Source organism: Pseudomonas sp. EA_65y_Pfl2_P78 (assembly GCF_963970495.1).
Lineage (GTDB): Bacteria > Pseudomonadota > Gammaproteobacteria > Pseudomonadales > Pseudomonadaceae > Aquipseudomonas > Aquipseudomonas baetica_A.
Genome location: NZ_CAXAON010000005.1, coordinates 42,278 through 65,690, shown reverse-complemented (window position 1 = coordinate 65,690; position 23,413 = coordinate 42,278). Strand labels below are relative to the sequence as shown.

Genomic DNA, 23,413 nt, shown 5'->3' with positions numbered 1-23,413 from the left:
TCTATTCCAGCAAAAGGTGACGGGCGAGCCCTTCGATGTAGGTTTCATCCTGGCCGTTGGGATGCGCTTCAAAGGCCAGGTGCAGATATTCGTGGGTCAGGTCGAGGCGGTCTTGCAAGGTCAGTACGCCGCGCACATAGATGCGCTGGCGTTCGCGGTCGACAAAGGGGCGGCCGAACGCGAGTTTGCACACGGCGAACGTGCTGACTTCGTTGTAGCCGGTTTCGCTTTCAAGCTTCTGACGCCAGCCGCGTCGCTGTTTTTGCAGCCAGTCTTGCGCGGCGGGCAGTGCTTCGCAGGAAGCGACCGGGTTGTCCCAGCGGCTGAGGCTGGCGCGGGGATAGGCATGGAGCAGGATTGCGTCGTAGCGCTGGCCAGCGTTGGCTTGTTCGACGGCTTGCTGCCAGGCGAGTTTGTCCGGGCCGGGTTGGTCGGAGTGATAGGTGACGGTGCTGCCAGCCAACACCAGATCGGCCGTCCAGGCGGCGATGTTGCGCGATTGCGCCGATGCCGGGCGTGGAGCAACCCGCTGGCGATTGCTGCTGTCGTCGATGCTCAGGCAATCGCCGTGGCGCGTGGCGTTTTGCAGCAAATAGGTACGGATCGCCACGGCCAGTGCTTTGGCGGCTTCGCCAGGTTCGGGTTTGGCTTCGCGATCAAGGACACGGGCGACGTATTCTTCGCGATCCAGCCTTGCGACGAGTTTGTCATTGAGCAGAAACAGTTCGCCGTCGCTGTGGATATCCAGCGCGTTGCCGTTGGCGAAATCAACACGGTAGTCGCCCTGCAACGGGCCAGACGTCACGACCCGTTCGCCCGCCAGAACCCGTACAACGGGATAGCGCGAGAACAGTCCGACTTCGACACAACGCCTCGCCTCTGCCGGCCACGCAACCGGCAACACCGTCGCCAACGCAGCGCCGTAATGCCGTAAAACCATTTGACTGGTGCCGCGCCCTCCGGCCCAAACCGGCGAGCCGTCCGCTGTCCATCCGGCAAATCCGCCCTGCCGCGACTGCCGGTCGTGATCGCCGAGCCAGCTCCAGGTTTTCACCCGCAAGCGCGCGCCGAGTTCTCCGACGACATTGCCGTCGGCAGCATTGAGCACCACGTCGAGCAACACGCGGCGCATCTGTTCTTGAGCTGGCAGCAACGCCAGAACGCTCAGCAACTCACTCACCGAAACCCGCGTGGCCGGTTGCACCGATGGCAAATCCTGCAACCACAATGGCGCCTTACGCGCCTGCCAGTAGGTTCGCCAGTCATCGGCTGCAATCCCCAACCGCGCCGGCTCGAAATACAGCCCACACGACTTCACCAACGCCTGATCCCGCTCGATCTTGCCGCCCGCCGAGCAGCAATAGACTTCCTCTTTCGACTGCCCGCGACATTCATATGCCGGCTCCCGAGCGCCGGTATCCACCAGCCACGCGTAGACAAACAGCTTCCAAAGACTGCCCAGCGGCGCATCCAGGGTCGAAGGCAACGGTTCACGAGCAATCAGTTGCGTCGTACTCAGTGACAACAGCTCACCTTTGTACGCCACGCGCAGTGGCTCATCCTGCGCCGTCGCCAGCGCAGGAATCATCCACAACAGCAGCCACAGCAGCGGCCGGGTCATGTCAGTTGACCGTGACCTGACCGAGGGCGGCTTTCGCTTCCTGGGCTTGATGCTGTGGCGCGTACACCTGAGTGAAACGCACCGGCGGCAGGTTGAACCGGCCCTTCTGCGAGAAGCGCACCAAATGGCGCAGACGCAACTCGCCGCTCAGGGCATCCACCGGCACCGCGTAGGCCAGTTGTCCCGGCTCGAAACGCGCCTTCTCCAGCGAGGTCGGTTCGGTACCGTCCTTGCCCTGCAACTTGATACCCCACGTTGTGCGCTCGACATCGGCGCCCGGTGGCAGCGGCACTTCGAGCATGCCGTAGCGCAGCGGTTTGGGCGCTTTGCTGGTGAGGATCACTTCGTCCAGATACAGGCTGTCGCTGGACAGCGGTTTGGTGCCGACCGGCTCCAGTTTGAAAGTGAACGCTTCGTCGCCCGGCACCAGTCGCGACAGGCGACGGGTGATGGTCACCGCCATCGGATCGACGGCCGGTTGCTGGGTCTGGAAACTCAGCGCCGCACGCAGCGGACGCTCTTGAGTGCCAGACACCGTCAACACGCTTGGCACCGCTGCATTGCCCTGCCACGTCCAGTACATCTCACCGGTTGCGCCGTAATTTTTCTTCCAGCCTTCACCCGGTGTCAGGGCGATGGTCGGCGACGCCTGGGCGATGCTGCGTTGCAGCCAGCTCAGCGCCAGCGCACGTTCGAGGGTCGATTGCTGTGGCAGCAGACGCTGCAACAACGCCGTCGCACGGGGCTGATCAAACGCTTGCAGCGACAGGTTCAGCGCTTCGGCAAACGGCTGCGAGCTGACGGCCAGACGCTGTTGTGCCGCACTCACCTGACGACTGAAGGCTTCAGGCAAGGAGACTTTCGATTGCGTGGCCAGCGAGGCGGTCAAGACCCGCGCCGCTGCCAGACCCAATGCCGAATCCGGATCGCTCATCACCAGGCTGTCCTGGCCGTCGTCCATCAGCGTCTCGGCATTACCTTCACCGGCCCTCGCCAGATCCTCCATCAAACCGCTGAGCAACGTGTTGACCGGCAAGCGCATTTGCCTGGCGAACGACAATATCAGCGCCCGTTGCAGCAACGGCGTGTTCGGCGCCTGTTTGGCGTAAACCTCCAACACTCGCTGCCAGTGCTCTGGCGGCAAGGTCAGTTCCAGCACCTGGCTGGCGTTCCAGTCGGCGTAGTACGCATAAGCGGTGAGGAATGCATCGGGTTCACCGGCATAGCCCCACCAAGTGAAGCTCGCCGATGGCCCGGCCATTTGCACCAGACGTAGGCGGCTGTTCTGCATGATCAGGCGCAAGCGATCACGGATCTGCGGGCTCGAGGCCAGCGATGGATAGGCGATGCTCAGTGGCAGCAAACGGCTGGCGGTTTGCTCGACGCCGCCGTACGGGTAGCTCAGCAGATCGTCGAGGGCAGAACGGAACAGCGCTTGCGGGCTGTCATCCAGACGCAGGCGAATATCGGTGGCGTCCGCCGGCAGGCTCAACGGCGTGTCGCCGCTGGCTACATCAAGGCTTTGCGTCTGCGTCACTTGCCAGCCATCGCCGGTCGCGCTCAAGCGCACGGCCAAGGCATCAGCGATTTTGCCGTCCTGCACCAGTTCCGCTGTCCACTCGCCCGAAGCCAACGCAAATGCCGGCAGCGGCACATAGTTGATGCCGTTATTCAGGGTCACCGGCAGGCGTTGTTCGGCGCCGGCGTAATGGGTCACCAGTTCAGCCTTGACCGGTTTCTCGGCCTGACTGAAGGCGAATACACCGAGTTGCGGCTGATCGCCCTTACGGAATTTGCTCGGCCCGCTCCACTTCAGGTACAGCGGTTTTTCCGAACGGACGAACTGTTTCTTCTGCCCGACCTGACCGTCATCGGCAATCGCCCGAGCCGTGATGCGCCAGCGGGTCAGCGAGTCCGGCATTTTGAAAGTGAAACGGGTTTTGCCGTCGGCGCCGGTCAGCAACTCTGGTTGCCATGCGGCGGTGTCGACGTCTTCGCGACGCGGACGCTCCAGCACTTTCACGCCACGCTCGCTGCGGTTGGCCTTGCCCGGCGCGCCAGGACTGCCCGGCAACGCTACGTCGTAACTGATGAACGACAGGCTGGCGCTGGTGCGCACGTTGTTGCGGCGTGGGTGGTAGAAGAACTGGTCGATGCTCGGCGCAACTTCCGGTTGCAGCGCGTAGACCATTTCATCGACGACGCTGACGGTCAGGTGCGCCGGTACGGCTTTGCCGGCGAACTGCGTGGTCAGGTCGACGGTGACGGTGTCGCCTGGCAGATACACCGCTTTGTCGGTGCTGATCGCCACGTCGATTTGCGGCGCGACCACTTTGATCCCGGCATTCTGGAAGCTGTACTGACCGCCCTTGGTGTACAGCACGGAGAAGGTCAGGTTCGGCGCAAAGTTGTCCTTCACCGGGATGCGTGCGCGGTATTGGGTGTCGCTGAGTTTTTCCAGTGTCAGCCAGTCGCCGCCCTTGGCCAGCAGCGCGGTGGCTTCGACCTTGTCACGCTCCAGCGACAGCAAGGCATCGCTGACCGGTTCCGGGAAGGTGATCAGCGCCAGCGCTTCATCGCCAGCCTTGTACTCGGGTTTATCGAGGACGATTTCCACGGTGCCCGGCACGGCTTTGACGCCGTCGCCGGTGACCGAATGCGCGTTAACGCCGAGGACGCGACCGTGCTGATCTTTCAAGGTCAGGTTGTAGGTGCCCGGACGTTCAAAAGCGAGGCTGAAGCCTTTATCGCTGGCCGCCAGTTTGCCTTCGCCCGTGCTCTGATCCTCCAGACGCACCCAGCCATAAGAGCTCGGCGTCACGGCTTTGCTTTGCTCGCTGCCACCTTCGTTGGCGTAGCTGAACGCGACTTTGTCGCCGACCGCACTGAAGCGTTGCGGCGCGCTCAAGCGAAAACTCGCAGCGCCACGGTCGATAAGGATTTCCTTGGTGGTCTTGACCCGATACGCCGCACCATCGCTGGCGAACACGGTGAGCATGTAGCGGCTCGGTTTGTCGGCGGCCGGCAGGTCGAGGCTGGCGTTGCCCTTGCTGTCGGTGGTCAGTTCGGTGCTGGTCAATTCCACCGGGAATTGCCCCAGGTATTGCAGTTCGTTGTCGACCATCGACAGTTGCTGGGCGCGCAGGCTCAGGCTCAGTTTGGCGTTGGCCACCGGTTTGCCGTCCGGGTACAGCAACACCAGACTGCCTTTGACCGGTTCGCCGGTGCGGTAATCCTGTTTGGCCAGATTCAGCGAGATTTCGAAGTGCGGCTTGATGTACTCCGCCACACGGAACGCACTGCTGTACGCCTGATCCTTGTAGTTGAAACGGAGTTCATAACCACCGGCCACGGCGTTGTCCGGCAACTGGAAACGGCCCTGAGTGCCGGCCTTCGAATCGAGCTTCAGATCCATTCGTTGCAGTTCGGTGCCGGTGGCGTCGAGCACGCTGACGTTGACGTCCGCCGCACCCGGCAGCACCGAATCCCGTGCGTTCTTGAACTCACGACCGACGATCTTCAGCGACACCCAGTCGCCCGGGCGATACAACGGGCGGTCGGTGAACGCATAGAGCTTGGTGTCGTAGATTTCGCTGTCGTAATAGAAGTTTTCAGAGACGAACACCCCGCCCTCTTCGTCCTCGCCGATCACGAATGAACGCTCAGGGCTGACGTGTTTCAGGCGCAGCAAACCCTCGGCATCAGTAGCACCGCTGCTCATCACGCCGAGGCCGTCAGTCCACAGCACATTGACCTTCGGCACCGAACTGCCTTCGTGCTTGCGCGCCGCCCAGACCAGTAATTCATCACCGGCGATTTTGCTCACCGCCACGGTGTTGGAGACGAACACCATGGTGGTTGCGCGGTATTTGCCGATCAGCGCTTCGACCAGGTACAGACCGGGTTTCAGGTTGCCCAGCGGAATGTAGACGTTGCCCGGCGCGACGCTGACGAAATCGCTGGAGGAGCCGGCCAGATTGACCCCGGCCGGCGGCTGGATCGGTTTGGCCTGCCACAGCGGATAACGGAACTGGCTGACCACCGGCAAACCCGGAATCAGTGCGAATTGCGGTTGCGCGTCATACGGGGTCGGTGCGGCGATGGCGTTGCCCATCTTCAGTTCCGGGACTTCTTCGGTGACCTGTTTGCGCGACTCGTAGGAGAACGCACGCTGCATCACCCGCCGCGATTTGCGGTACCAGTTGTCCCACAGATACGCGAGGGTGTTGGACAGGCCTTCGCCCTTGAACTGGCCATCGCTGACCACGCGGTGCAGGTTCTTCTGGCGTTTGAGGAAATCCAGTGGCTTGTCGATGCGATACACGCGAATGTCGGCGCCACCGTAGGGTTCCATGCGGAAACGACGGTAGTCACGGCCCGGTGCTTCGAGGCGCACCATCGCCTGTTCGTCCGCCGCAAAACTGCTGTCGGCCAGCAGGAAGAAGCTTTCACCGGACACCGGCGTGTAACCGCTCGGTTCGACCGAATCGTCGGCATTGACAGTCGCCAGCGGCAGCAGCAGTGCCAGCAACAGAGGAATTTTTGCGCAGAGTCGCAACATGCGGGCACCGGTCATTGGGAGAGAAAGTTCAGTCGATAGACGCCGATGAAGTTGGGGTTGGCTGCGTCGGGTATCCATCGGGTGTCCTTCCATGTCATGAGTTGCTGCAGGCTTGCCGAACGCATGCCGTTGTCAGTGGGGGTTGTGGTGCCGGTGTGATAGGCGATGTAGCGGCCCATCCAGATCATCAGGTGCTGGTCGTCGCCCTGATCGAAAAACATCAGGTCACCGGGGCGCGCCTGTGACACGTCACGGCTGACCAGATGACTGTTGAACTGAATCAGTTTGATTGCGTTGACGTACGGCCCGACTTTGCCCCCGCCCTGTTGCCATTGCTGGGCGAGCTTGCGCTGGTCATCGCTCAGCGACAGCTCCGGCGGCAGATAGCGGTTGGACAGGCCATTGCTGCGCAGCCATTTGTTGTCATGGACTTTCAGCGCTTCGTTGGCAGCGAAACGCACCAGGCCGGCGCAGTCCTGCTGGTACCAACGCGGGCTCGGCCCCTGGCTCAATTGCTCTTGGGCGATGCGGACAAACCAGGCGCGGAACACCTGTGATTGCGCCGGATCGAGCGCCGGTGCCTCCATGGCGCGGGCACCCGCGCTGAGCAACAGCGCGAGCAGGCCTAGGCTGCGGATCAGTGCCGTCACAGCGCTTTCCATTCCAGCGGCAGCCATTGCCAGTGGCCGTCGGGTTCGCTGCCTTCGGGCAACGTCAGGGCATATTTGCCATAACCGCCGAGGGTGCGCAGTTTCGGGATCAGGTAGGTTTGCGCGGCGTTGTAGAACACCGGTTCCATGTCCTGCGGCAGGCTGTCGAGGGTTTCCTGCTGCATCAGTTGCGCCATCGAGTCAGGGCCGAAATAGATCGGCATCAGTACGTCTTTGGGCAGCACATCGGCCATCGGCGGGAAGCGTTTGTCGAGGGTGCCGAGCGCTTTGTCGACCAGTTTGTCGTCGAGGGAAAACAGCAGCGTCGAACCGTGGCGGGCGAGGCTGACGTTCATGAACGCCCGACCACTGATCGCGTCCGGGTTCTCGGCGGTTTTTGCTGCGTATGGGCCGAAATTCGAGCTGACCTGACGCCGCCAGACATGGCTTTGGCCTTCTTGCTTCTCGATCACCGGGAAGACACTTTCTTCGACGTTGGGCTCGAAGGCGCCGACCATCGAGCCAAACAGTTTGCCGAGATCACCGTCGAATTGGCTGTTGCCCTCATCCTTCAAACTGGCGACCAACAGTGGCGTGTACAGCCGCGAATCGGCGTACCAGCATAGGCCCGCCGCGCCAGCCACGTGTTCGGTGAGTGTCTGCGCTACCGCCTCTTCGGCGCCGAGTTTCACCAACAGCGGTTTCTGCGGTTCGGCCGCCACCGGCAAGGTCACACAGGCACTGGCGCCCAGCGGCATGGCTTGCCACACCGGTTTGAAATCGAAGTCCGGCTGGTTGTCCAGCTCGTCCATGGCCAGGTAGCTGTGCCAGCCCTTGTCGTCCATGTCGAAACGCAGCCCGGCGAAGTTCGGGATAAAGCGCTGATACCCCATGGCGAGCACGCTGGAATTCACCGACAGGCGTTGTTTGATCTCTGGCGCCTTGGCCGGCAGGCCGAACGCTTGCGGGAACAGTTTGTCGCCATTGAGCAGTGCCGCCAGCGCTTGAGACGAAACGTGCCCCCACTCTGCGGATGCGCCGTTTTCTGCCTCGTAGTATTTCGCAGGATTGGACAGCACCACCAGTTTGTCGCCATGCGAGGCGAACAACAGGGATTTACTGGCGTTGTAGCTGAGCTGATAAAGCGGCACCTCGTCGCTGCCGACTTCAAGTTTGCCGAACACGCTGAGCTGCGTGTCATCCAGCGCCACTTTCGCCAAAGGCTCCAGCAGTTTCGCCAGCCCGCCGCGATCCATCACCAACAGGAAATCCTTCAACCGGCCATCAGCCCCGCGCCATAGTGCTACGTCTGCCGGTTGATCAAAAAGCTGCTCGATCAGGCTGTCCTGCAGTTTCAGGTCGTGCTCGTAAATGATCCGGCGCAGGCTGCCGATCAGCCCGAGTCGGTCGCCGTGGGTTTCGTAATAGAAGACGAAATCTTCGGTAAGCGTGGCTTTGAGAAACGGCACCGTCAGCAGGTCTTTGGGCAACTGGCTCAGGGAGCGGGTTTCCAGCAGCGCATCGGGACGGCTCAGGCCGAGCTTGTCACTGGCCAGCTCGGCCGGCGGTGTTTTGGGCTTGAGCAGCAGCCAGCCAAAACCACCCACCACGCCGGCGACCAGGCATAGCCCGATCAGCAGCGCCGGCCAGCGTCGGGAAGGTTTGCCGGCCGGTGTCGGGACGGCCGGAGAAGCAGCGTTATCACTCATATTCACAAAACCCGAAGTTCATCCGTGTTGCGGGATGCTTAATAGTTGAAAGTCTTGACCAGCAGCAGATCACCGATCGCCCGCAGGGGCACGATGAACGTCTCGCGTTTTTCGTCGACAGTGTTTTCGTTGAGTACCAGCGTGATTTGCGAGGTGATCACCTCGTTCTGGTTGCTGGTCTCCTCGAAGTTATAGCCGCCGTTGCCGAAGTTGCCCCAATAGTTGACGTAAACCAGATAGGTACCGTGCAGCGGAGCAGTCATGGTGAACATTTCCGGGCCGGGGCCATCGACGCCATCCGGGTCCAGACCGCCGCCATTGCTCAGCGCCGGCCGCGCCCAGAACGCATGCTGACCGTCAGGCGTGACAATGTGCAGATCGAGTTCGGCTTTCGGATCGTCCCACCCCAAGACAAGACGAATTCGCGCCGGCGTGCGCAGGTTATTTGCTTCATAAAATTGCACGCGCTTGAGCGACTGGCCTTCGGCGCTGATCACTTCGACACTGTTGGAACCGGCGCCGAACGCGTACGGCCGGGCGAAACGCCCCTGATCGTCGGTGTACAAATTCAGCGGATTGCCATTCACAGCGAGACTGTGCGGCGGGCGCATGTGGCCGATGGCCTTGAGCTGGCCTTGAATCATCGTGCGATTGCGCTGGATGCCGCGATCGATTGGCGGCGTCGGATAGGCGACTTGCGGGTTTTCACTGCGATCAAGCAACCCGTGATAGCGCCAGCCACCCACCGGTTCGGACAACTCGGCACTCGGCGCAGCCCTCAGCGCAGGCGCACAGGCCAACCCGATCAGCAGCCAAAGAAATGAACGCATGTAACGCCTCCTGCCATGCCTGAACGAAACCTTGCACCCGATCCTCGGTACTTCACAGCGGTAGAAACTGCGTTTCGTCTGAAAGACCCGTGACTGCCAGGTCGTAGAAGGCGCGAAGAGTAGCGATTTAGTAGTTTTTTAACAATCGGATACATCTGCTTTTGCGGTGGGAATCACGCACATTTATTGGGTGTGAGCCGAATAGCGGGCTTATTCGGCTCACGAAATGAGCCGAATAAGCAGCCTGATCCAATCACCCCACGCGAAATGGCCAATCCTGGCTGGCAAGACCTCCGGTTTTGCCTTGGCCAGAGGCATGACTGGCGCGAACTCAAAGCACTATTTCAACTGGAGCTCAAGGTCATCTCATGGTCAACTACTGCCAGAAAAACCGTCGGCAAGGACGGTAGGAGACCAGAGGTGGACCTGTGAAGCTGCGCAAACTGAAATTAAAGGATTTCCGTCGATTCGAACAGATCGAAATCGATTTCCATCCTGAACTGACGGTCATTGCCGCACGTAACGGGCAAGGTAAAACTACAATTCTTGAGGCCATCGCAACCGCTCTTGGACCATTTGTCGGTGCTTTTGATATGGGAAAATCCAAACATATCGAGCGGACAGACGCTCGTTATGTGCGTCTGGGCAACAGTTTCGAAAATGAACAAAACTTTCCTGTCATTATCGATGCAGCGCTTGAGGAGCCAGATATCGAGTGGCAAAGAGCATTGCATGGCCCCAAAAGCCGTACTACGACAAAAGAAGCATCCGCTCTGGCGAACTGGGGCAAAAAACTCCAGGACTCGCTGCGTTCCAAAGTAGCAACAGCCTTGCCGCTGGTTAGCTATTACCCTGCCGGACGATTGTGGATAACCCATAACAATAGCTCGCGTAAAGCCGTGGTTAGCGCCAGCCGAACCATGGGCTATGAAGACTGCCTGTCCTCTGCTTCCAACTTTGTACAAATGCAGCAATGGATGCGCAAGGCGACAATGGCACTTCTCCAGCAGCGGGAATTACCGGGGTATGAAGAGTCAGATCTACAACCCAGAATCGCCGGGATTCAAAATGCCGTGAATCTGGTTCTGGAGAATGAAGGGTGGAGTAACTTTCATTACAGCCTCAGTTTCGAAGATCTCGCAATGTCCCACCCAGATCATGGACTGTTACCTATCAGCCTGCTCAGCGATGGTGTTCGAGCCATGATTTCGCTTACCGCCGACATGGCCTTTCGTTGTGCACGCTTGAATGGTCAGTTTCAAGATCAGGCGCCTTTGCTGACAGAAGGCATTGTTCTCATTGATGAAGTCGACCTGCATCTGCATCCTGCCTGGCAACAACAAGTTCTGGCAGCCTTACGCAGGGCATTTCCCAAGATCCAGTTCATCGTGAGCACGCATAGTCCTCAAGTACTGACCACCGTGAACCGTGAACAGATCCGTGTGATTCATAGAGACGAACAAGGATGGATCTCGGAACAACCGGCAATGAGTCCTTTGGCACAGAAGTCAGGAGATGCCCTGGCCGGGGTCATGAATGTGAGCACCCGTCCACCGATGCCGATAGTCGAAACAGCGCACGCCTATGAACAGCTATTTCGAGATGGCGCGGGCATGACTCCGCAAGCGCAACAGTTGAAACAGGAACTGGACGAAGCGGGTTATGAAATCTCCGAAGCCGATATGACGCTCTGGACATTCCTTGCGGCGCAAGTCAGGAAGACGCGCAATGATTGAGTTGGCTCACAACCCCGTAATGCCGCAAGCGCTTCTGGACTTCAATGCTGCCTATCCACAAGCAGGGCCAAATGAATTCGATGGCGCTGCTTTTCACTTGGTGAAAAAAATCGTGAAGGCAAGTCTCCATCACGATCAGGGTGGGCTTTGTGCCTACTGCGAAACGCCATTGGAAGCCGATACCGGACAAATCGACCACATCAAGCCCAAGCGCGGCAATGATGGGCATCCTCACTTGACGTTCACCTATACCAACTATGCACACGGATGTATTCGGTCAGATGGGTGCGGCCAACGAAAGGGTGACCGGCTCCTTCCGATTGAGCCTGCACCCGGCTGTAACGAACAGTTCTCACTGTCGTCGGATGGCTCACTGGAGCCTATGCCTACTCTCAGCAGAAGGGAGAAGCATGTGGTTCGTCAAACGAGAGACATGCTTGGCCTTCAAAGCGCTGCGCTCGTTCTTGAACGGGAAAAATGGATAAAAGCCTTTGTTAGCCTGCTGCAAGAACAACCTCTGGTCGCGAATGATTTTTTGAAGGAGGCACCTTTCCGCTACATATTGCTTCGTTTGATCAGCTAGATATTTCGTCATACCCGATCATTAACGCGTCCCCGCTCATTTGCCCATAAACCCCCTATCTGCTAGTGTCGCGCCGGTTTAACGTCAACCGGAAATAGCCGCCATGGCCCGCAAAAAAGCTGCACTGGATTTCGAACAGTCCCTCGCCGACCTGCAAACATTGGTCGAGCGTCTGGAGAACGGTGAATTGTCGCTGGAAGACTCGCTGACCGCTTTCGAGCAGGGCATCGGGCTGACCCGTGACTGCCAGGCAGCGCTGGCCCAGGCCGAGCAGAAGGTGCAAGTGCTGCTGGAGCGTGATGGCGAACTCGCCGAGGAACCCTTCGACGCGGAACAGCCAGAATGATTGCAGCGTATTCGGCGACCAGCCAGGCCCGGGTCAACGCGGCACTGCAAAGCCTGTTCAACGCCCCGTTGCCAGAACTGGCGCGCCTCTATGAGGCCATGCGCTACAGCGTGATGAACGGCGGCAAACGCGTGCGTCCGCTTTTGGCCTACGCCGCGTGTGAAGCGCTCGGTGGCAAGGCTGAGCAGGCCAACGGCGCAGCGTGCGCCGTTGAACTGATCCACGCTTACTCGCTGGTGCACGACGATTTGCCGGCAATGGACGATGACGATCTGCGTCGCGGCCAGCCGACCACGCACAAAAAATTCGATGAAGCCTGCGCGATACTCGCCGGTGACGGCTTGCAAAGCCTGGCGTTCAGCGCCCTGCTCGCCCCCCACCTGAGCGATCTGAGTGCCGACATTCGCCTGCAAATGGTCACTGCGCTGGCTCACGCCGCAGGCCCGGCGGGCATGGTCGGAGGCCAAGCCATCGACCTCGGCTCGGTCGGTCTGAAGCTCGATCAGCAAGCCCTCGAACAAATGCACCGGCACAAGACCGGCGCGCTGATCGAAGTCAGCATCAAACTCGGCGCCCTGGCCAGCGGCCGTGCCGAGCAGGATGAACTCAACGCCCTGCAGACTTATGCACAAGCCATCGGTCTGGCCTTTCAGGTGCAGGACGACATCCTCGACGTCGAAAGCGATACCGCCACCCTCGGCAAGCGCCAGGGCGCCGACATTGCCCGTGACAAGCCGACCTACCCGGCCCTGCTGGGTCTGGACGCGGCCAAGGCCTATGCCCTGGAGTTGCGCGATCAGGCTCTGCACGCCCTGCGACCGTTTGACGCGGCAGCCGAGCCTTTGCGCGAGCTGGCCCGGTATATCGTCGAGCGCCGCCACTGACGGCATATCCGCCAAAGAAGACCAACGCGTGGGCAGGGGGCGATGCATCAGGTAAACTGCCGCCTCTTCTATACCTATAACGATTCGCCTGATGCCCACGACGTTTCATGAGATTCCCCGCAAGCGCCCGACCACGCCCCTGCTCGACCGCGCGAACACGCCGGACGGCCTGCGCCGGTTAGGCGAAGCCGAGCTGGAAACCCTGGCTGATGAGTTGCGCCTGGAATTGCTCTACACGGTCGGTCAGACCGGTGGGCATTTCGGTGCAGGCCTGGGCGTGATCGAGCTGACCATCGCGTTGCATTACGTCTTCGACACCCCGGACGACCGGTTGCTGTGGGACGTGGGTCATCAGGCGTATCCGCACAAAATCCTCACCGGCCGTCGCGAGCGCATGGGCACCCTGCGCCAGAAGGACGGCATAGCGGCCTTCCCGCGCCGCGCCGAGAGCGAATACGACACCTTTGGCGTCGGCCACTCCAGCACCTCGATCAGCGCGGCGCTGGGCATGGCGATTGCCGCCCGTCTGCAGAACAGTGATCGCAAGGCGATTGCCGTGATTGGCGACGGCGCGTTGACCGCCGGCATGGCCTTCGAAGCGCTGAACCACGCGCCGGAGGTGAACGCCAACATGCTGGTGATCCTCAACGACAACGACATGTCGATCTCGCGCAATGTTGGCGGTCTGTCGAATTACCTGGCGAAGATCCTGTCCAGCCGCACTTACGCAAGCATGCGTGAAGGCAGCAAGAAAGTGCTGTCGCGCCTGCCTGGTGCCTGGGAAATCGCCCGTCGCACCGAAGAGTACGCCAAAGGCATGCTGGTGCCCGGCACCCTGTTCGAAGAGCTGGGCTGGAACTACATCGGCCCGATCGACGGCCACGACCTGCCGACCCTGATCGCGACGCTGCGCAACATGCGCGATCTGAAAGGCCCGCAGTTCCTGCACATCGTCACCAAAAAAGGCAAAGGCTTCGCCCCGGCGGAAGTCGACCCGATCGGTTATCACGCAATTACCAAACTTGAACCTGTCGACGCCCCGGCCGCTGCGCCGAAAAAGGCTGGCGGGCCAAAGTATTCGGCGGTGTTTGGCCAATGGCTGTGCGACATGGCAGCAGCGGATCCGCGTCTGGTCGGGATTACCCCGGCAATGAAGGAAGGTTCGGATCTGGTGGCGTTCAGCGAACGTTTCCCGCTGCGCTACTTCGATGTGGCCATTGCCGAGCAACACGCGGTGACGTTCGCTGCCGGCATGGCTTGCGAAGGCGCCAAACCGGTGGTGGCGATCTACTCGACGTTCCTTCAGCGCGGTTATGACCAGCTCGTTCACGATGTGGCGGTGCAGAATCTCGACGTGCTGTTCGCCATCGACCGCGCAGGTTTAGTGGGTGAAGACGGCCCGACACACGCTGGCAGCTTCGATCTGTCGTACCTGCGCTGCATCCCGGGCATGGTCATCATGACCCCGAGCGATGAAAACGAACTGCGCAAAATGCTCACCACCGGCCACCGCTACAACGGCCCTGCGGCTGTACGTTACCCTCGCGGCACGGGCCCGAATGCGACCATCGAGAAAGATCTCGAGCCGATCGAAATCGGTAAAGGCATCGTCCGTCGTCAGGGCAGCAAAGTCGCTCTGCTGGTGTTCGGCGTGCAACTTGCCGAGGCGCTGAAAGTCGCCGAGACGCTCGATGCCACCGTGGTCGACATGCGCTTCGTCAAACCGCTGGATGAAGCACTGGTGCGCGAAATTGCCGGCAGCCACGAGCTGCTGGTGACGATCGAAGAGAACGCAATCATGGGCGGCGCCGGTGGTGCAGTCAGCGAATTTCTCGCACGCGAAAATATCCTCAAGTCGATGCTGCACCTGGGCTTGCCGGATATTTACGTCGAGCACGCGAAACCGGCGCAGATGCTGGCCGAATGCGGGCTGGATGAGTCCGGGATCGAAGCGTCGATTCGCGAGCGTCTGGCACTGCTCAACAAATAAACGCAATACCCTGTGGGAGCGGGCTTGCTCGCGAAAGCGCCGGATCAGTCAAATATTGAGATGACTGACACTGCGTTTTCGCGAGCAAGCCCGCTCCCACATTTGGTTTGTGTACACCTGAAAGACCTACGGATCACCGATGAACCTCTCGCGCCTCGCCCTGCCCTTCCTTCTGTTGCCAGCCACCAGCGCCCTCGCTGACACCTTCGAACGCGATCAGGCCCTGAAACTGCCGGACACGCTGATCAGCGCCAACCGTCAGGTCGAAGCGCGCAACGACAGCAGCGCCGCCAACACGGTGTTCACCCGTGAAGACATCGACCGCCTGCAACCCAGCGACGTACCCGATCTTTTGCGGCGCGTGCCCGGCGTGCAGGTGGCGCAAACCGGTGGGCGCGGCAGCCTGCCGGGCATTTACATCCGCGGCACGCAGTCGGCGCAGAGCCTGGTACTGGTCGATGGCCAGCGCATCGGCAGTTCCACTTCCGGCGACAGCAACCTGCAACACTTGAACATCGAGCAGATCGAACGCGTCGAAGTGCTGCGCGGTTCGCGTTCGGTGATTTACGGCAGCGATGCGATTGGCGGGGTGATTCAGATCTTCACCCGACGCGGCACTGAGCAAGGCTTTCAGCCACGCCTGCACGTCGGTTTCGGCAGCCATCAGATCTGGGAGCGCAGCCTTGGCTTGTCCGGTGGCGATGACAAAACCCGCTTCAATCTGGGTGCCAGCCTGGATGAAACCGCCGGGATTGACCGCACACACGAGTCCTACCCCAGCGACGGCGATCACGACGCTTACCGCAACAAGTCCGTCAGTCTGAGCCTCAGCCATGCGCTGACCGAGGACGTCGAAGTCGGCGCGAACCTGCTGGATAACCGAGGCAAGAGCGAGTTCGACAACCCGTTCGGCCGTTTCGACATGAACACGTTTGAGTCTGTGCAACAACAGCCGTACAGCGATTTCAACGTCAGTAGCGTCAGCACTTACCTCGACGCACGGATCAATGAAACCTGGAAAACCCGCGTCGAGTTCGGCCATACCGAAAACCGCGAGAAGACGCTCGACAAGCTCAGCGACGAGCGCACGGTGTTCAACACCTACCACGACTCGCTGAACTGGCAGAACGACCTGACCCTGGATACGCGCAACAGCCTGATTCTGGGCGGCGACTGGTACGAAGACCGCGTCAACAGCAGCACCGCGTTCGACGAGAACAGCCGCTGGAACCGCGCCGCGTTCATCCAGCATCGTTATCAGGCTGACAGCTTCTCCACCGAACTGGGCCTGCGCCACGACGACAACCAGCAGTTCGGCAGCCAGAACACCTGGAGTGGCACGTTCACCCTGCCGCTGAACCCGGACAACGATTTGCTGCTCAGCTACAGCGAAGGGTTCCGCGCACCGACCTTCAATGACCTGTACTACCCGGACTTCAGCAACCCGAACCTGAAACCGGAAACCTCGAAAAGCTACGAACTGCAATGGCGCAGCCAGTTGAACGACAGCACCCGCCTGGAAGCCTCGCTGTACCGTACCGACCTTGAGGACGCGATCATATTCGGCAGCAACTCGCGGCCGCAGAACGTGGCCTCAGCCCGAATCAACGGTTTCGAAGCGGCGCTGAAACAGGAGCTGTTCGGCTGGCAGAGCAATCTCGGCGTGGCGATCATCGATCCGCGTGATCGCGAAACCGGGCACACCTTGGCACGTCGGGCGCGACGCACGTTGAGTTGGGATCTGGATCGGCAGTTCGATCGACTGAGCCTTGGCGCCAGTTGGCAGGCGATCAGCAGCAGTTACGACGACCTGAAAAATCAGCAGCCATTGGGCGGATACGCGCTGTTCGGATTGCGCAGCAGTTGGACGCTGAACCGCGAGATCAAGCTGGAGTTGAAGGTGGATAACGTGCTGGACAAGGGTTACAGCCGGGCGAACTACAGTTATGACGGCAATCAGTATGGCTATCGCGAAGAGGGCCGAGCGTGGATGTTTGGAGTGACCTGGACGCCGGGCCGCTGATCCAGAATTTGCGCCGCCTTGGCTAGCCTCTTTGCGAGCAAGTCGAAGAATTCACCTCGGTCTCAGCGCTCAGGCGCGATTAGGTGGCAGAGCCTGGCGGTTGCCTCGATCATCTGCCCGCTCGGGCGCTCCAAGCCTTTATCAGTGACCAGCAACAGTTGGCCACGCGCTACCGCCACTACCTGCGGCCAGGCTTTCCAGGCATCAAGCTGGGCCTGAGCGCCGGCCACAATCACCTCGGGATTGCGCTGCAACACCGCCTCGATACTGACCTGCGGGGCCGGCAGGCTCAGATCGGCGAACACGTTGCGCGCACCGCACACTTCAAGCGCCGCGCTGATGATCTGCCCGCCACCGACGGTGTACAACGGCTTGTCCCAGACTTGGTAAAACACTTTCAGCGGCGCGTCCCGGCGATAGCGCAGGCGCAGATTGTCGAGTTTGCTGCGCAACTGCGCCGCCAGTGTCACCCCGCGCTCGGGTCGCTTCAGTCGAGCGGCAATGGCTTCAATCTGTGCAGACAGCTGTTCGAGATTGTGCGGTTCGGCCACGTAAGTCGGGATATTCAGATGTTTGAGTTGGTCGCGTTGCGCCGGGCCGACACTGCCGGGCCACAGCAGCAATAAATCAGGCTTGAGGCTGAGCAAACGCTCCATGTCGAGTTGGCCGTAACGACCGACCGAGGGAACGTTGGCAATCGCAGGCGGACGCTCGCCGGCATCCAGCACACCGACCAGCAGATCAGCCGAGTCCAGCTCAACGACGATTTCAGAAAGAGAAGGTGCGAGGCTGACGACCCGCAGGCTCGCCAGCACCGGGCCGCTGACGGCCAGCAGCAGAACCGCCAGCCAGAGACGGCGCATCAGCCGAGTTGACGCGGGATACGGTAGAGGTAGAACAGCACCGCAGTGGACAGCGCCAGCAGCACCAGTGGTACCGCCTCAAGGCCAACGAATACCGCCACTGCGCCGATCCACGCCGGCAACGCTGCCGCAAGGAATGCGTTACGGCGAACCGCTGCCAGAGCGATCCAGGCCGCTGGTTCATCGGCGCTATCGAGGGCTTTTTGCGTGGCGATCAATGCGTGCTTATAGCGGCCGAAAAACTTCAGGCTGACAAACATCGACGCCACGCCGGCAATGAACAGCGGCATCGCCAGCACCGGCAGAACGCCCTCGCCCTGACCAAACAGCGCGTTGAGCAAAAACAGCGGTACCAGCGCCAGCGACAGGTATTTCCACCAGTCGACGCTCAGACGACGACGAACCTGACCTCGGGTCACGCCCGATCTACCTCGCCCTGATGCTCGTTGCCCATCATGTGGTCGAGCTTGCTGGCCTTGGTTGCCAGGTAAAGTTTGTTGTGCGGATTGTGGCCGGTGTGCAACGGCACGCGTTCGGCGACGACGATACCCATTTCGGTCAAGGCTTTGACCTTGCGCGGGTTGTTGGTCATCAGACGCAGGGACTTCACGCCCAGATGCTCGAGCATCGGCAGGCACATGGCGTAGTCGCGCTGATCGGCGGCGAAGCCCAGGCGTTCGTTGGCTTCGACGGTATCAGCGCCGCCGTCCTGCAACTCATAGGCGCGGATCTTGTTCAACAGACCGATGCCACGGCCTTCCTGACGCAGGTAGAGCAACACGCCACGGCCTTCGCGAGCGATGGCTTTGAGGGCGCCCTCCAGTTGCGAGCCGCAGTCGCAACGCTGGCTGAACAAGGCGTCGCCCGTCAGGCATTCGGAGTGCAAACGGCCGAGTACCGGGGCTCCGTCGGCAAAATCACCCAGGCTCAGCACAACGTGCTCTCGGCCGGTGGCTTCATCGAGAAAACCGTGCATGGTGAATTGCGCAAAAGGCGTTGGCAGCTTGGAAGCGGCGACAAAGACGACAGGCACCGGTGTGCTCCTGATCTAAAGAGTCTGAAAATTCGCAGGCGGGCATTGTAACAGCAGGTTCCTACAGACGCTTAGGCTGAATTATCGGGCATAACGATCAAAAAGCTTGATAACTGCGGGCCCGCTCCCACAGGGGGACAGTGCTGGACGCAAGATCTGTGGTCAGTTCGGCTCGAACGGATATGGCTGCTTCCACTTCTCGAAGATCGGTTTCAGCTCACCGCTCTTCACCAAATGCTCCATGCGCTTGTCGAACAGCGCCATCAACGTACGGGCCTGTGACGTATTGGCGAAGCACAGATACAGGGGCAACTCTGCAATATGGGTTTTGCGAAACTGCGCTGGATCGTTGGCCCGACTCACGACGAAATCGACTTCCGTCAGCGCATCGATGTAATAGTCGGCGCGATTGTGGGTCAGCATCGATAAAATTCCGGTTCGCCGGATGACTTCATTGAAGCTGCGCACGTTGGGAAGATAATTCTGATAGTCGTAGCCACGAACCCAGGCCAAGCGGTAGTTGCCCAGGGTTTCGGGGGTTGGCGCGGGGTTGCTGGCAAGGCCCAGGGCATAGATGTGATCGGTGTCGAAACTCCAGCGAGGATAGAGCAGGTCGCTGGCTTCATCATGATAAGCACCCACACAGGCATCAATTTCGCCGCGCTGGGCCAGCCCCACTGAGCGTGTATAGGGCTCAGTGCGAATATCCAGTTGCACCCCGGCCGGCTCGAATACTTTGCGCAGCACATCCCAGGCCAAGCCATGGCCATCAGCGGCGGTGTAGTCTGCCCAGTCTTCACTGGCCAAATGAATGACCGTTGGCGCATGCGTTGCTTCCTGCGCATTGACCACAGTGCCCAGCAGAGCAAAAACCAACAGCGCCCACCAGCGTCGAGCCATCCCTAGTCCCTCACTTAACCCTGACAAGTCCTCAGATCAGGCGAAAACCCAAACCAGCCCTTGCATCGACAGCCAGGCGAACACGCCAGCCAGCACGTCGTCGAGCATGATGCCAACGCCGCCATGGACATGCCGGTCGATCCAGCGAATCGGCCACGGTTTAAGAATGTCGAAGAAGCGGAACATCAGGAAACCCGCCAGCAACCAGTACCAGCCTTCCGGCACCAGCCACAGGGTGATCCACATCCCGACCATTTCGTCCCAGACGATGCCTTCGTGGTCGTGCACCCGCAGATCATCAGCCACTTTGCCGCACAGCCAGAAGCCGAACAGCATGGTGATGCCGAGCATCAGCCAGTAACCCCAGTCAGGCAACATCTGCCACAACGGGATGAAGGGTAGCGCAACCAGCGAGCCCCACGTGCCCGGCGCCTTGGGCAAGGTGCCCGAGCCGAAGCCGAATGCGAGGAAATGCCAAGGATTGCGCCAGACCGACGGCGGCACGAATTCGGCCGGTACCTGTTTCGGGTGATCTGTCACGGTGACTCCTGAAAATGTTGATAGCCCCGGATTTGCGGGGTGATGTCCTGTCCTTCGCGATCGAGCAGCACCACACCCTGGCCCTGCGTCACGCGACCGATCACATGGATCGGCCAGCCATTGGCCAGCAGCGTCGGCAACTCGACGGACGGTAGCGTGAAGGCCAGCACATAATCATCACCACCGCTCAACGCCGCACGTTCGGCGCCACGCTGACCGAGAAACGCGACCAATGCATCCGACAGCGGTACACGCTCGCGTTCAATCTCAAGCCGCACCTTTGACGCCAGGGCAATATGGCCGCAATCGGCCAGCAAACCGTCAGAGATATCCAGCGCTGAAGTCGCTTTGCCGCGCAACGCCTGACCCAGGGCCAGTTGCGGTTGTGGCGACCAGTAATGATCGAGCAGCGGCTGGGCGATATGTGCCTGGGCCTCACGCTGACCGAGCACCAACGGCAAGGCGCCAGCGGCGTTACCCAGTTCACCGCCGACACAGAGCAAATCCCCCGGTTGCGCGCCGTTGCGGGTCAACGCTTGACCCGCAGGCACGCGCCCAAACACGGTCACCGTCAGACTCAACGGCCCACGCGTGGTATCACCGCCGACCAGCGCCACGCCGCAATCCTGCGCCATGCGGTTCAAACCGCGGGCATAGGCTTGCAGCCAATCGGCGGTCACCGTCGGTACAGTCAGGGCAAGGGTAAAAGCGATGGGCGTAGCACCCATGGCGGCCAGATCGCTGACCGCGACGGCCAGCGAGCGCTGACCGAGCAGAAACGGATCGCAAGGGTCGGCAAAATGCACGCCGGCCACCAGCGTATCGGTGGAAATCGCCAGCTGTTCTCCGGGAGCAACCGCCAGCAAGGCGCAGTCGTCGCCGATTCCCAGTGCAACGCCTTCGCCGCCCTGCGCACAGGGCGCGGCGGCGAAGAAATTGCGGATCAGCTCAAACTCGCCCATAGCCGTTTCAAACGCCAATCAGCGCTTGAACGCCTTCACTTCAGCTTCACGCAGGCGTGGGGCCAGCTTGTCGAGCACGCCGTTGACGAATTTGTGGCCGTCGGTCGAACCGTAGACTTTCGCCAGTTCGATCCCTTCGTTGATGACCACGCGGTACGGCACGTCGACACGTTTGAGCAGCTCCCAGGCGGACAGGCGCAGTACGCACAGTTCAACCGGGTCGAGTTCCTCGATGGTCAGGTCCAGGCACGGCGCCAACGCGGCGTCGATTTCGGTCAGGCTGGCCGGAACACCGTGCAGGATGTCGTGGAAGTAGCTGGCATCGGCAAAGGTAAAATCGTTATCGACGCGAAACTGCGCTTCGATTTCGTTCAGCGAGGTACCGGCCATGTGGCGCTGGTACAGCGCCTGAGTTGCCAACTGACGGGCAGCCCGGCGCTTCTCGCTTTTCGAAGGCTTGCCGGCGTCCGTTGGACGTGGCTCGCGCGGGTTGAAACGATCGCTTTCGTCGCTAATCACTTGGCCTCCAACTGCGCCAGCAGGCTGACCATTTCCAGAGCGGACAGGGCAGCTTCAGCACCTTTGTTACCGGCCTTGGTGCCGGAACGTTCGATGGCTTGCTCGATGGAATCAACGGTCAGGACGCCGAAAGCAACCGGTACGCCGAACTCCATGGACACCTGGGCCAGGCCCTTGGTGCACTCGCCCGCCACGTATTCGAAGTGCGGAGTACCGCCACGAATGACCGCACCGAGGGCGATGATGGCTGCAAACTCGCCTTTCTGAGCGACTTTCTGCGCAACCAGCGGAATTTCGAAGGCGCCAGGTGCGCGGATGATGGTGATGTCGCTTTCGCTCACGCCATGGCGAACCAGGGCATCAACTGCACCGCTGACCAGGCTTTCAACCACGAAGCTGTTGAAACGGCCCACTACCAAAGCGTAGCGGCCTTTAGGGGCGATGAAGGTACCTTCGATGGTCTTCAGGGTCATTCGTCAGATCTCTTAAAGAGCCGGGACGCGTCTTTTACGCGTCCCTCAGTGATTTATTTGCCGCGAATACAAGGCCGGAAACAACCGGTCATTATTCGGAGGGCACGTATTCTACAACTTCCAGATCGAAACCGGATATCGCATTAAATTTCATCGGTGCGCTCATCAAGCGCATTTTGCGAACACCGAGGTCACGCAGGATCTGCGAACCGGCACCGACGATGCTGTAAGTGGTCGGTTTTTTCACCACAGCCTGATCGGCGGTCTCACGGATGTGCGCCAGCAGCACGTCACCGTCAAGCGGGTGACCGAGCAACAGCACCACACCGCTGCCGGCCTCGGCAACCGCCGCCATGGCCGCGCGCAGGCTCCAGCGGCCCGGCTGCTTGACCATCAGCAGGTCGCGCAGCGGGTCCATGTTGTGTACGCGAACCAGCGTTGGCTCTTCGGCGCAAACCGTGCCCAACGTCAGGGCCATGTGCACGTCGCCTTCCACCGAATCACGATAGGTCACCAGATTGAATTGGCCCAGTTCGCTGTCCAGTGGCTGCTCGGCAATCCGCTGAACGGTACGTTCGTGGATCATCCGGTAGTGAATCAGGTCGGCGATGGTGCCGATCTTGATGTTGTGCTCGGCGGCGAACGCTTCCAGTTCGGTACGACGGGACATGGTGCCGTCGTCGTTCATCACTTCACAGATCACGCCGCTCGGCTCGAAACCGGCCATGCGCGCCAGGTCGCAAGCGGCTTCAGTGTGACCGGCGCGAGCCAGGGTGCCACCGGCCTGAGCCATCAGCGGGAAGATGTGGCCCGGGCTGACGATGTCTTCAGCCTTGGCGTCTTTGGCGGCAGCCGCTTGCACGGTGCGCGCACGGTCGGCGGCGGAGATGCCGGTGGTCACGCCTTCGGCGGCTTCGATCGACACGGTGAACTTGGTACCGAAGCCGGAACCATTGCGCGGCGCCATCAGCGGCAGCTTCAGCAGTTCGCAGCGCTCACGGCTCATCGGCATGCAGATCAGGCCACGGGCGTGCTTGGCCATGAAGTTGATGTGTTCGGCCTTGCAGCATTCGGCGGCCATGATCAGGTCGCCTTCATTCTCGCGGTCTTCGTCATCCATGAGGATGACCATCTTGCCTTGGCGGATGTCTTCAACCAGTTCTTCGATGCTATTGAGCGCCACAAGGCAC

The 23,413-nt window shown here is 60.4% G+C and carries 20 protein-coding genes; 6 read left to right on the top strand and 14 right to left on the bottom strand.

The window, feature by feature from the left end; genetic code table 11:
• Position 1: 1 nt before the first annotated feature.
• Genes AACY02_RS06990 through AACY02_RS06970 form a run of 5 tightly spaced genes read right to left on the bottom strand, consistent with a single transcriptional unit; the run spans position 2 to position 9,371 of the window.
• Positions 2 to 1,621 carry a DUF2300 domain-containing protein gene (locus AACY02_RS06990; protein ID WP_339431317.1) on the bottom strand — a complete coding sequence of 540 codons (1,620 nt, stop codon included), beginning with the start codon at positions 1,619 to 1,621 and terminating at the stop codon, positions 2 to 4.
• A gap of 1 nt (position 1,622) precedes the next feature.
• The gene (locus AACY02_RS06985; RefSeq protein ID WP_339431420.1) at positions 1,623 to 6,197 is read right to left on the bottom strand and encodes an alpha-2-macroglobulin family protein; all 4,575 of its coding nucleotides are present in this window, start codon (positions 6,195 to 6,197) and stop codon (positions 1,623 to 1,625) included.
• A complete protein-coding gene (locus tag AACY02_RS06980; protein WP_339431419.1) occupies positions 6,194 to 6,844 on the bottom strand; it encodes a DUF1175 domain-containing protein in 651 nt (216 codons plus the stop codon). Before AACY02_RS06980 ends, AACY02_RS06985 begins: the two co-directional genes overlap by 4 nt.
• Positions 6,829 to 8,541: a DUF2138 domain-containing protein gene (locus AACY02_RS06975; RefSeq protein WP_339431316.1), complete on the bottom strand. Its 1,713-nt coding sequence runs from the start codon at positions 8,539 to 8,541 to the stop codon at positions 6,829 to 6,831. Before AACY02_RS06975 ends, AACY02_RS06980 begins: the two co-directional genes overlap by 16 nt.
• 38 nt (positions 8,542 to 8,579) lie before the next feature.
• A complete protein-coding gene (locus AACY02_RS06970) occupies positions 8,580 to 9,371 on the bottom strand; it encodes a YfaP family protein (RefSeq protein WP_339431315.1) in 792 nt (263 codons plus the stop codon).
• A 428-nt stretch (positions 9,372 to 9,799) separates the two neighbouring features.
• Here AACY02_RS06970 and AACY02_RS06965 point away from each other — a divergent pair, with 428 nt between their 5' ends.
• The 6 genes from AACY02_RS06965 (at position 9,800) to AACY02_RS06940 (ending at position 16,933) form a co-directional block, all read left to right on the top strand.
• Entirely contained in the window at positions 9,800 to 11,107 is a 1,308-nt protein-coding gene (locus AACY02_RS06965) for an AAA family ATPase (protein WP_339431314.1), read from the top strand.
• Entirely contained in the window at positions 11,100 to 11,690 is a 591-nt protein-coding gene (locus AACY02_RS06960) for a retron system putative HNH endonuclease (protein ID WP_339431313.1), read from the top strand. Before AACY02_RS06965 ends, AACY02_RS06960 begins: the two co-directional genes overlap by 8 nt.
• Positions 11,691 to 11,793: 103 nt before the next feature.
• Entirely contained in the window at positions 11,794 to 12,036 is a 243-nt protein-coding gene (locus AACY02_RS06955) for an exodeoxyribonuclease VII small subunit (protein WP_003228627.1), read from the top strand.
• Complete coding sequence (gene ispA, locus AACY02_RS06950) at positions 12,033 to 12,920, top strand: (2E,6E)-farnesyl diphosphate synthase (RefSeq protein WP_339431312.1); 888 nt, start codon at positions 12,033 to 12,035, stop codon at positions 12,918 to 12,920. Before AACY02_RS06955 ends, ispA begins: the two co-directional genes overlap by 4 nt.
• A gap of 91 nt (positions 12,921 to 13,011) precedes the next feature.
• Positions 13,012 to 14,910 carry a 1-deoxy-D-xylulose-5-phosphate synthase gene (dxs, locus tag AACY02_RS06945; protein ID WP_339431311.1) on the top strand — a complete coding sequence of 633 codons (1,899 nt, stop codon included), beginning with the start codon at positions 13,012 to 13,014 and terminating at the stop codon, positions 14,908 to 14,910.
• Between the two features lie 139 nt (positions 14,911 to 15,049).
• A complete protein-coding gene (locus AACY02_RS06940; protein WP_339431310.1) occupies positions 15,050 to 16,933 on the top strand; it encodes a TonB-dependent receptor domain-containing protein in 1,884 nt (627 codons plus the stop codon).
• A 62-nt stretch (positions 16,934 to 16,995) separates the two neighbouring features.
• On the opposite strand, the gene AACY02_RS06935 is transcribed toward AACY02_RS06940, so the two are convergent.
• From AACY02_RS06935 to ribBA, 9 genes are all read right to left on the bottom strand, one after another.
• Positions 16,996 to 17,796 (bottom strand): cobalamin-binding protein, encoded by an 801-nt coding sequence (locus AACY02_RS06935; RefSeq protein ID WP_339431309.1) that lies wholly within the window; start codon positions 17,794 to 17,796, stop codon positions 16,996 to 16,998.
• Positions 17,796 to 18,215 carry an MFS transporter gene (locus AACY02_RS06930; RefSeq protein WP_339431308.1) on the bottom strand — a complete coding sequence of 140 codons (420 nt, stop codon included), beginning with the start codon at positions 18,213 to 18,215 and terminating at the stop codon, positions 17,796 to 17,798. The genes AACY02_RS06935 and AACY02_RS06930 overlap by 1 nt, the downstream gene beginning before the upstream one ends.
• Complete coding sequence (gene ribA, locus AACY02_RS06925; RefSeq protein ID WP_339431307.1) at positions 18,212 to 18,829, bottom strand: GTP cyclohydrolase II; 618 nt, start codon at positions 18,827 to 18,829, stop codon at positions 18,212 to 18,214. Before ribA ends, AACY02_RS06930 begins: the two co-directional genes overlap by 4 nt.
• Before the next feature lie 162 nt (positions 18,830 to 18,991).
• Positions 18,992 to 19,729, bottom strand: coding sequence for a substrate-binding periplasmic protein (locus AACY02_RS06920; RefSeq protein ID WP_339431306.1), 738 nt, complete (start codon positions 19,727 to 19,729; stop codon positions 18,992 to 18,994).
• 36 nt (positions 19,730 to 19,765) lie between these two features.
• Positions 19,766 to 20,269, bottom strand: coding sequence for a phosphatidylglycerophosphatase A family protein (locus tag AACY02_RS06915; protein WP_221730243.1), 504 nt, complete (start codon positions 20,267 to 20,269; stop codon positions 19,766 to 19,768).
• The gene (gene thiL / locus AACY02_RS06910; protein WP_339431305.1) at positions 20,266 to 21,231 is read right to left on the bottom strand and encodes a thiamine-phosphate kinase; all 966 of its coding nucleotides are present in this window, start codon (positions 21,229 to 21,231) and stop codon (positions 20,266 to 20,268) included. The genes AACY02_RS06915 and thiL overlap by 4 nt, the downstream gene beginning before the upstream one ends.
• Positions 21,232 to 21,249: 18 nt before the next feature.
• Positions 21,250 to 21,750 (bottom strand): transcription antitermination factor NusB, encoded by a 501-nt coding sequence (gene nusB / locus AACY02_RS06905; RefSeq protein WP_339431304.1) that lies wholly within the window; start codon positions 21,748 to 21,750, stop codon positions 21,250 to 21,252.
• Positions 21,747 to 22,223, bottom strand: coding sequence for a 6,7-dimethyl-8-ribityllumazine synthase (ribH, locus tag AACY02_RS06900; protein ID WP_003228649.1), 477 nt, complete (start codon positions 22,221 to 22,223; stop codon positions 21,747 to 21,749). Before ribH ends, nusB begins: the two co-directional genes overlap by 4 nt.
• Before the next feature lie 91 nt (positions 22,224 to 22,314).
• Positions 22,315 to 23,406 (bottom strand): bifunctional 3,4-dihydroxy-2-butanone-4-phosphate synthase/GTP cyclohydrolase II, encoded by a 1,092-nt coding sequence (ribBA, locus tag AACY02_RS06895; protein WP_095188502.1) that lies wholly within the window; start codon positions 23,404 to 23,406, stop codon positions 22,315 to 22,317.
• Positions 23,407 to 23,413: the final 7 nt, after the last annotated feature.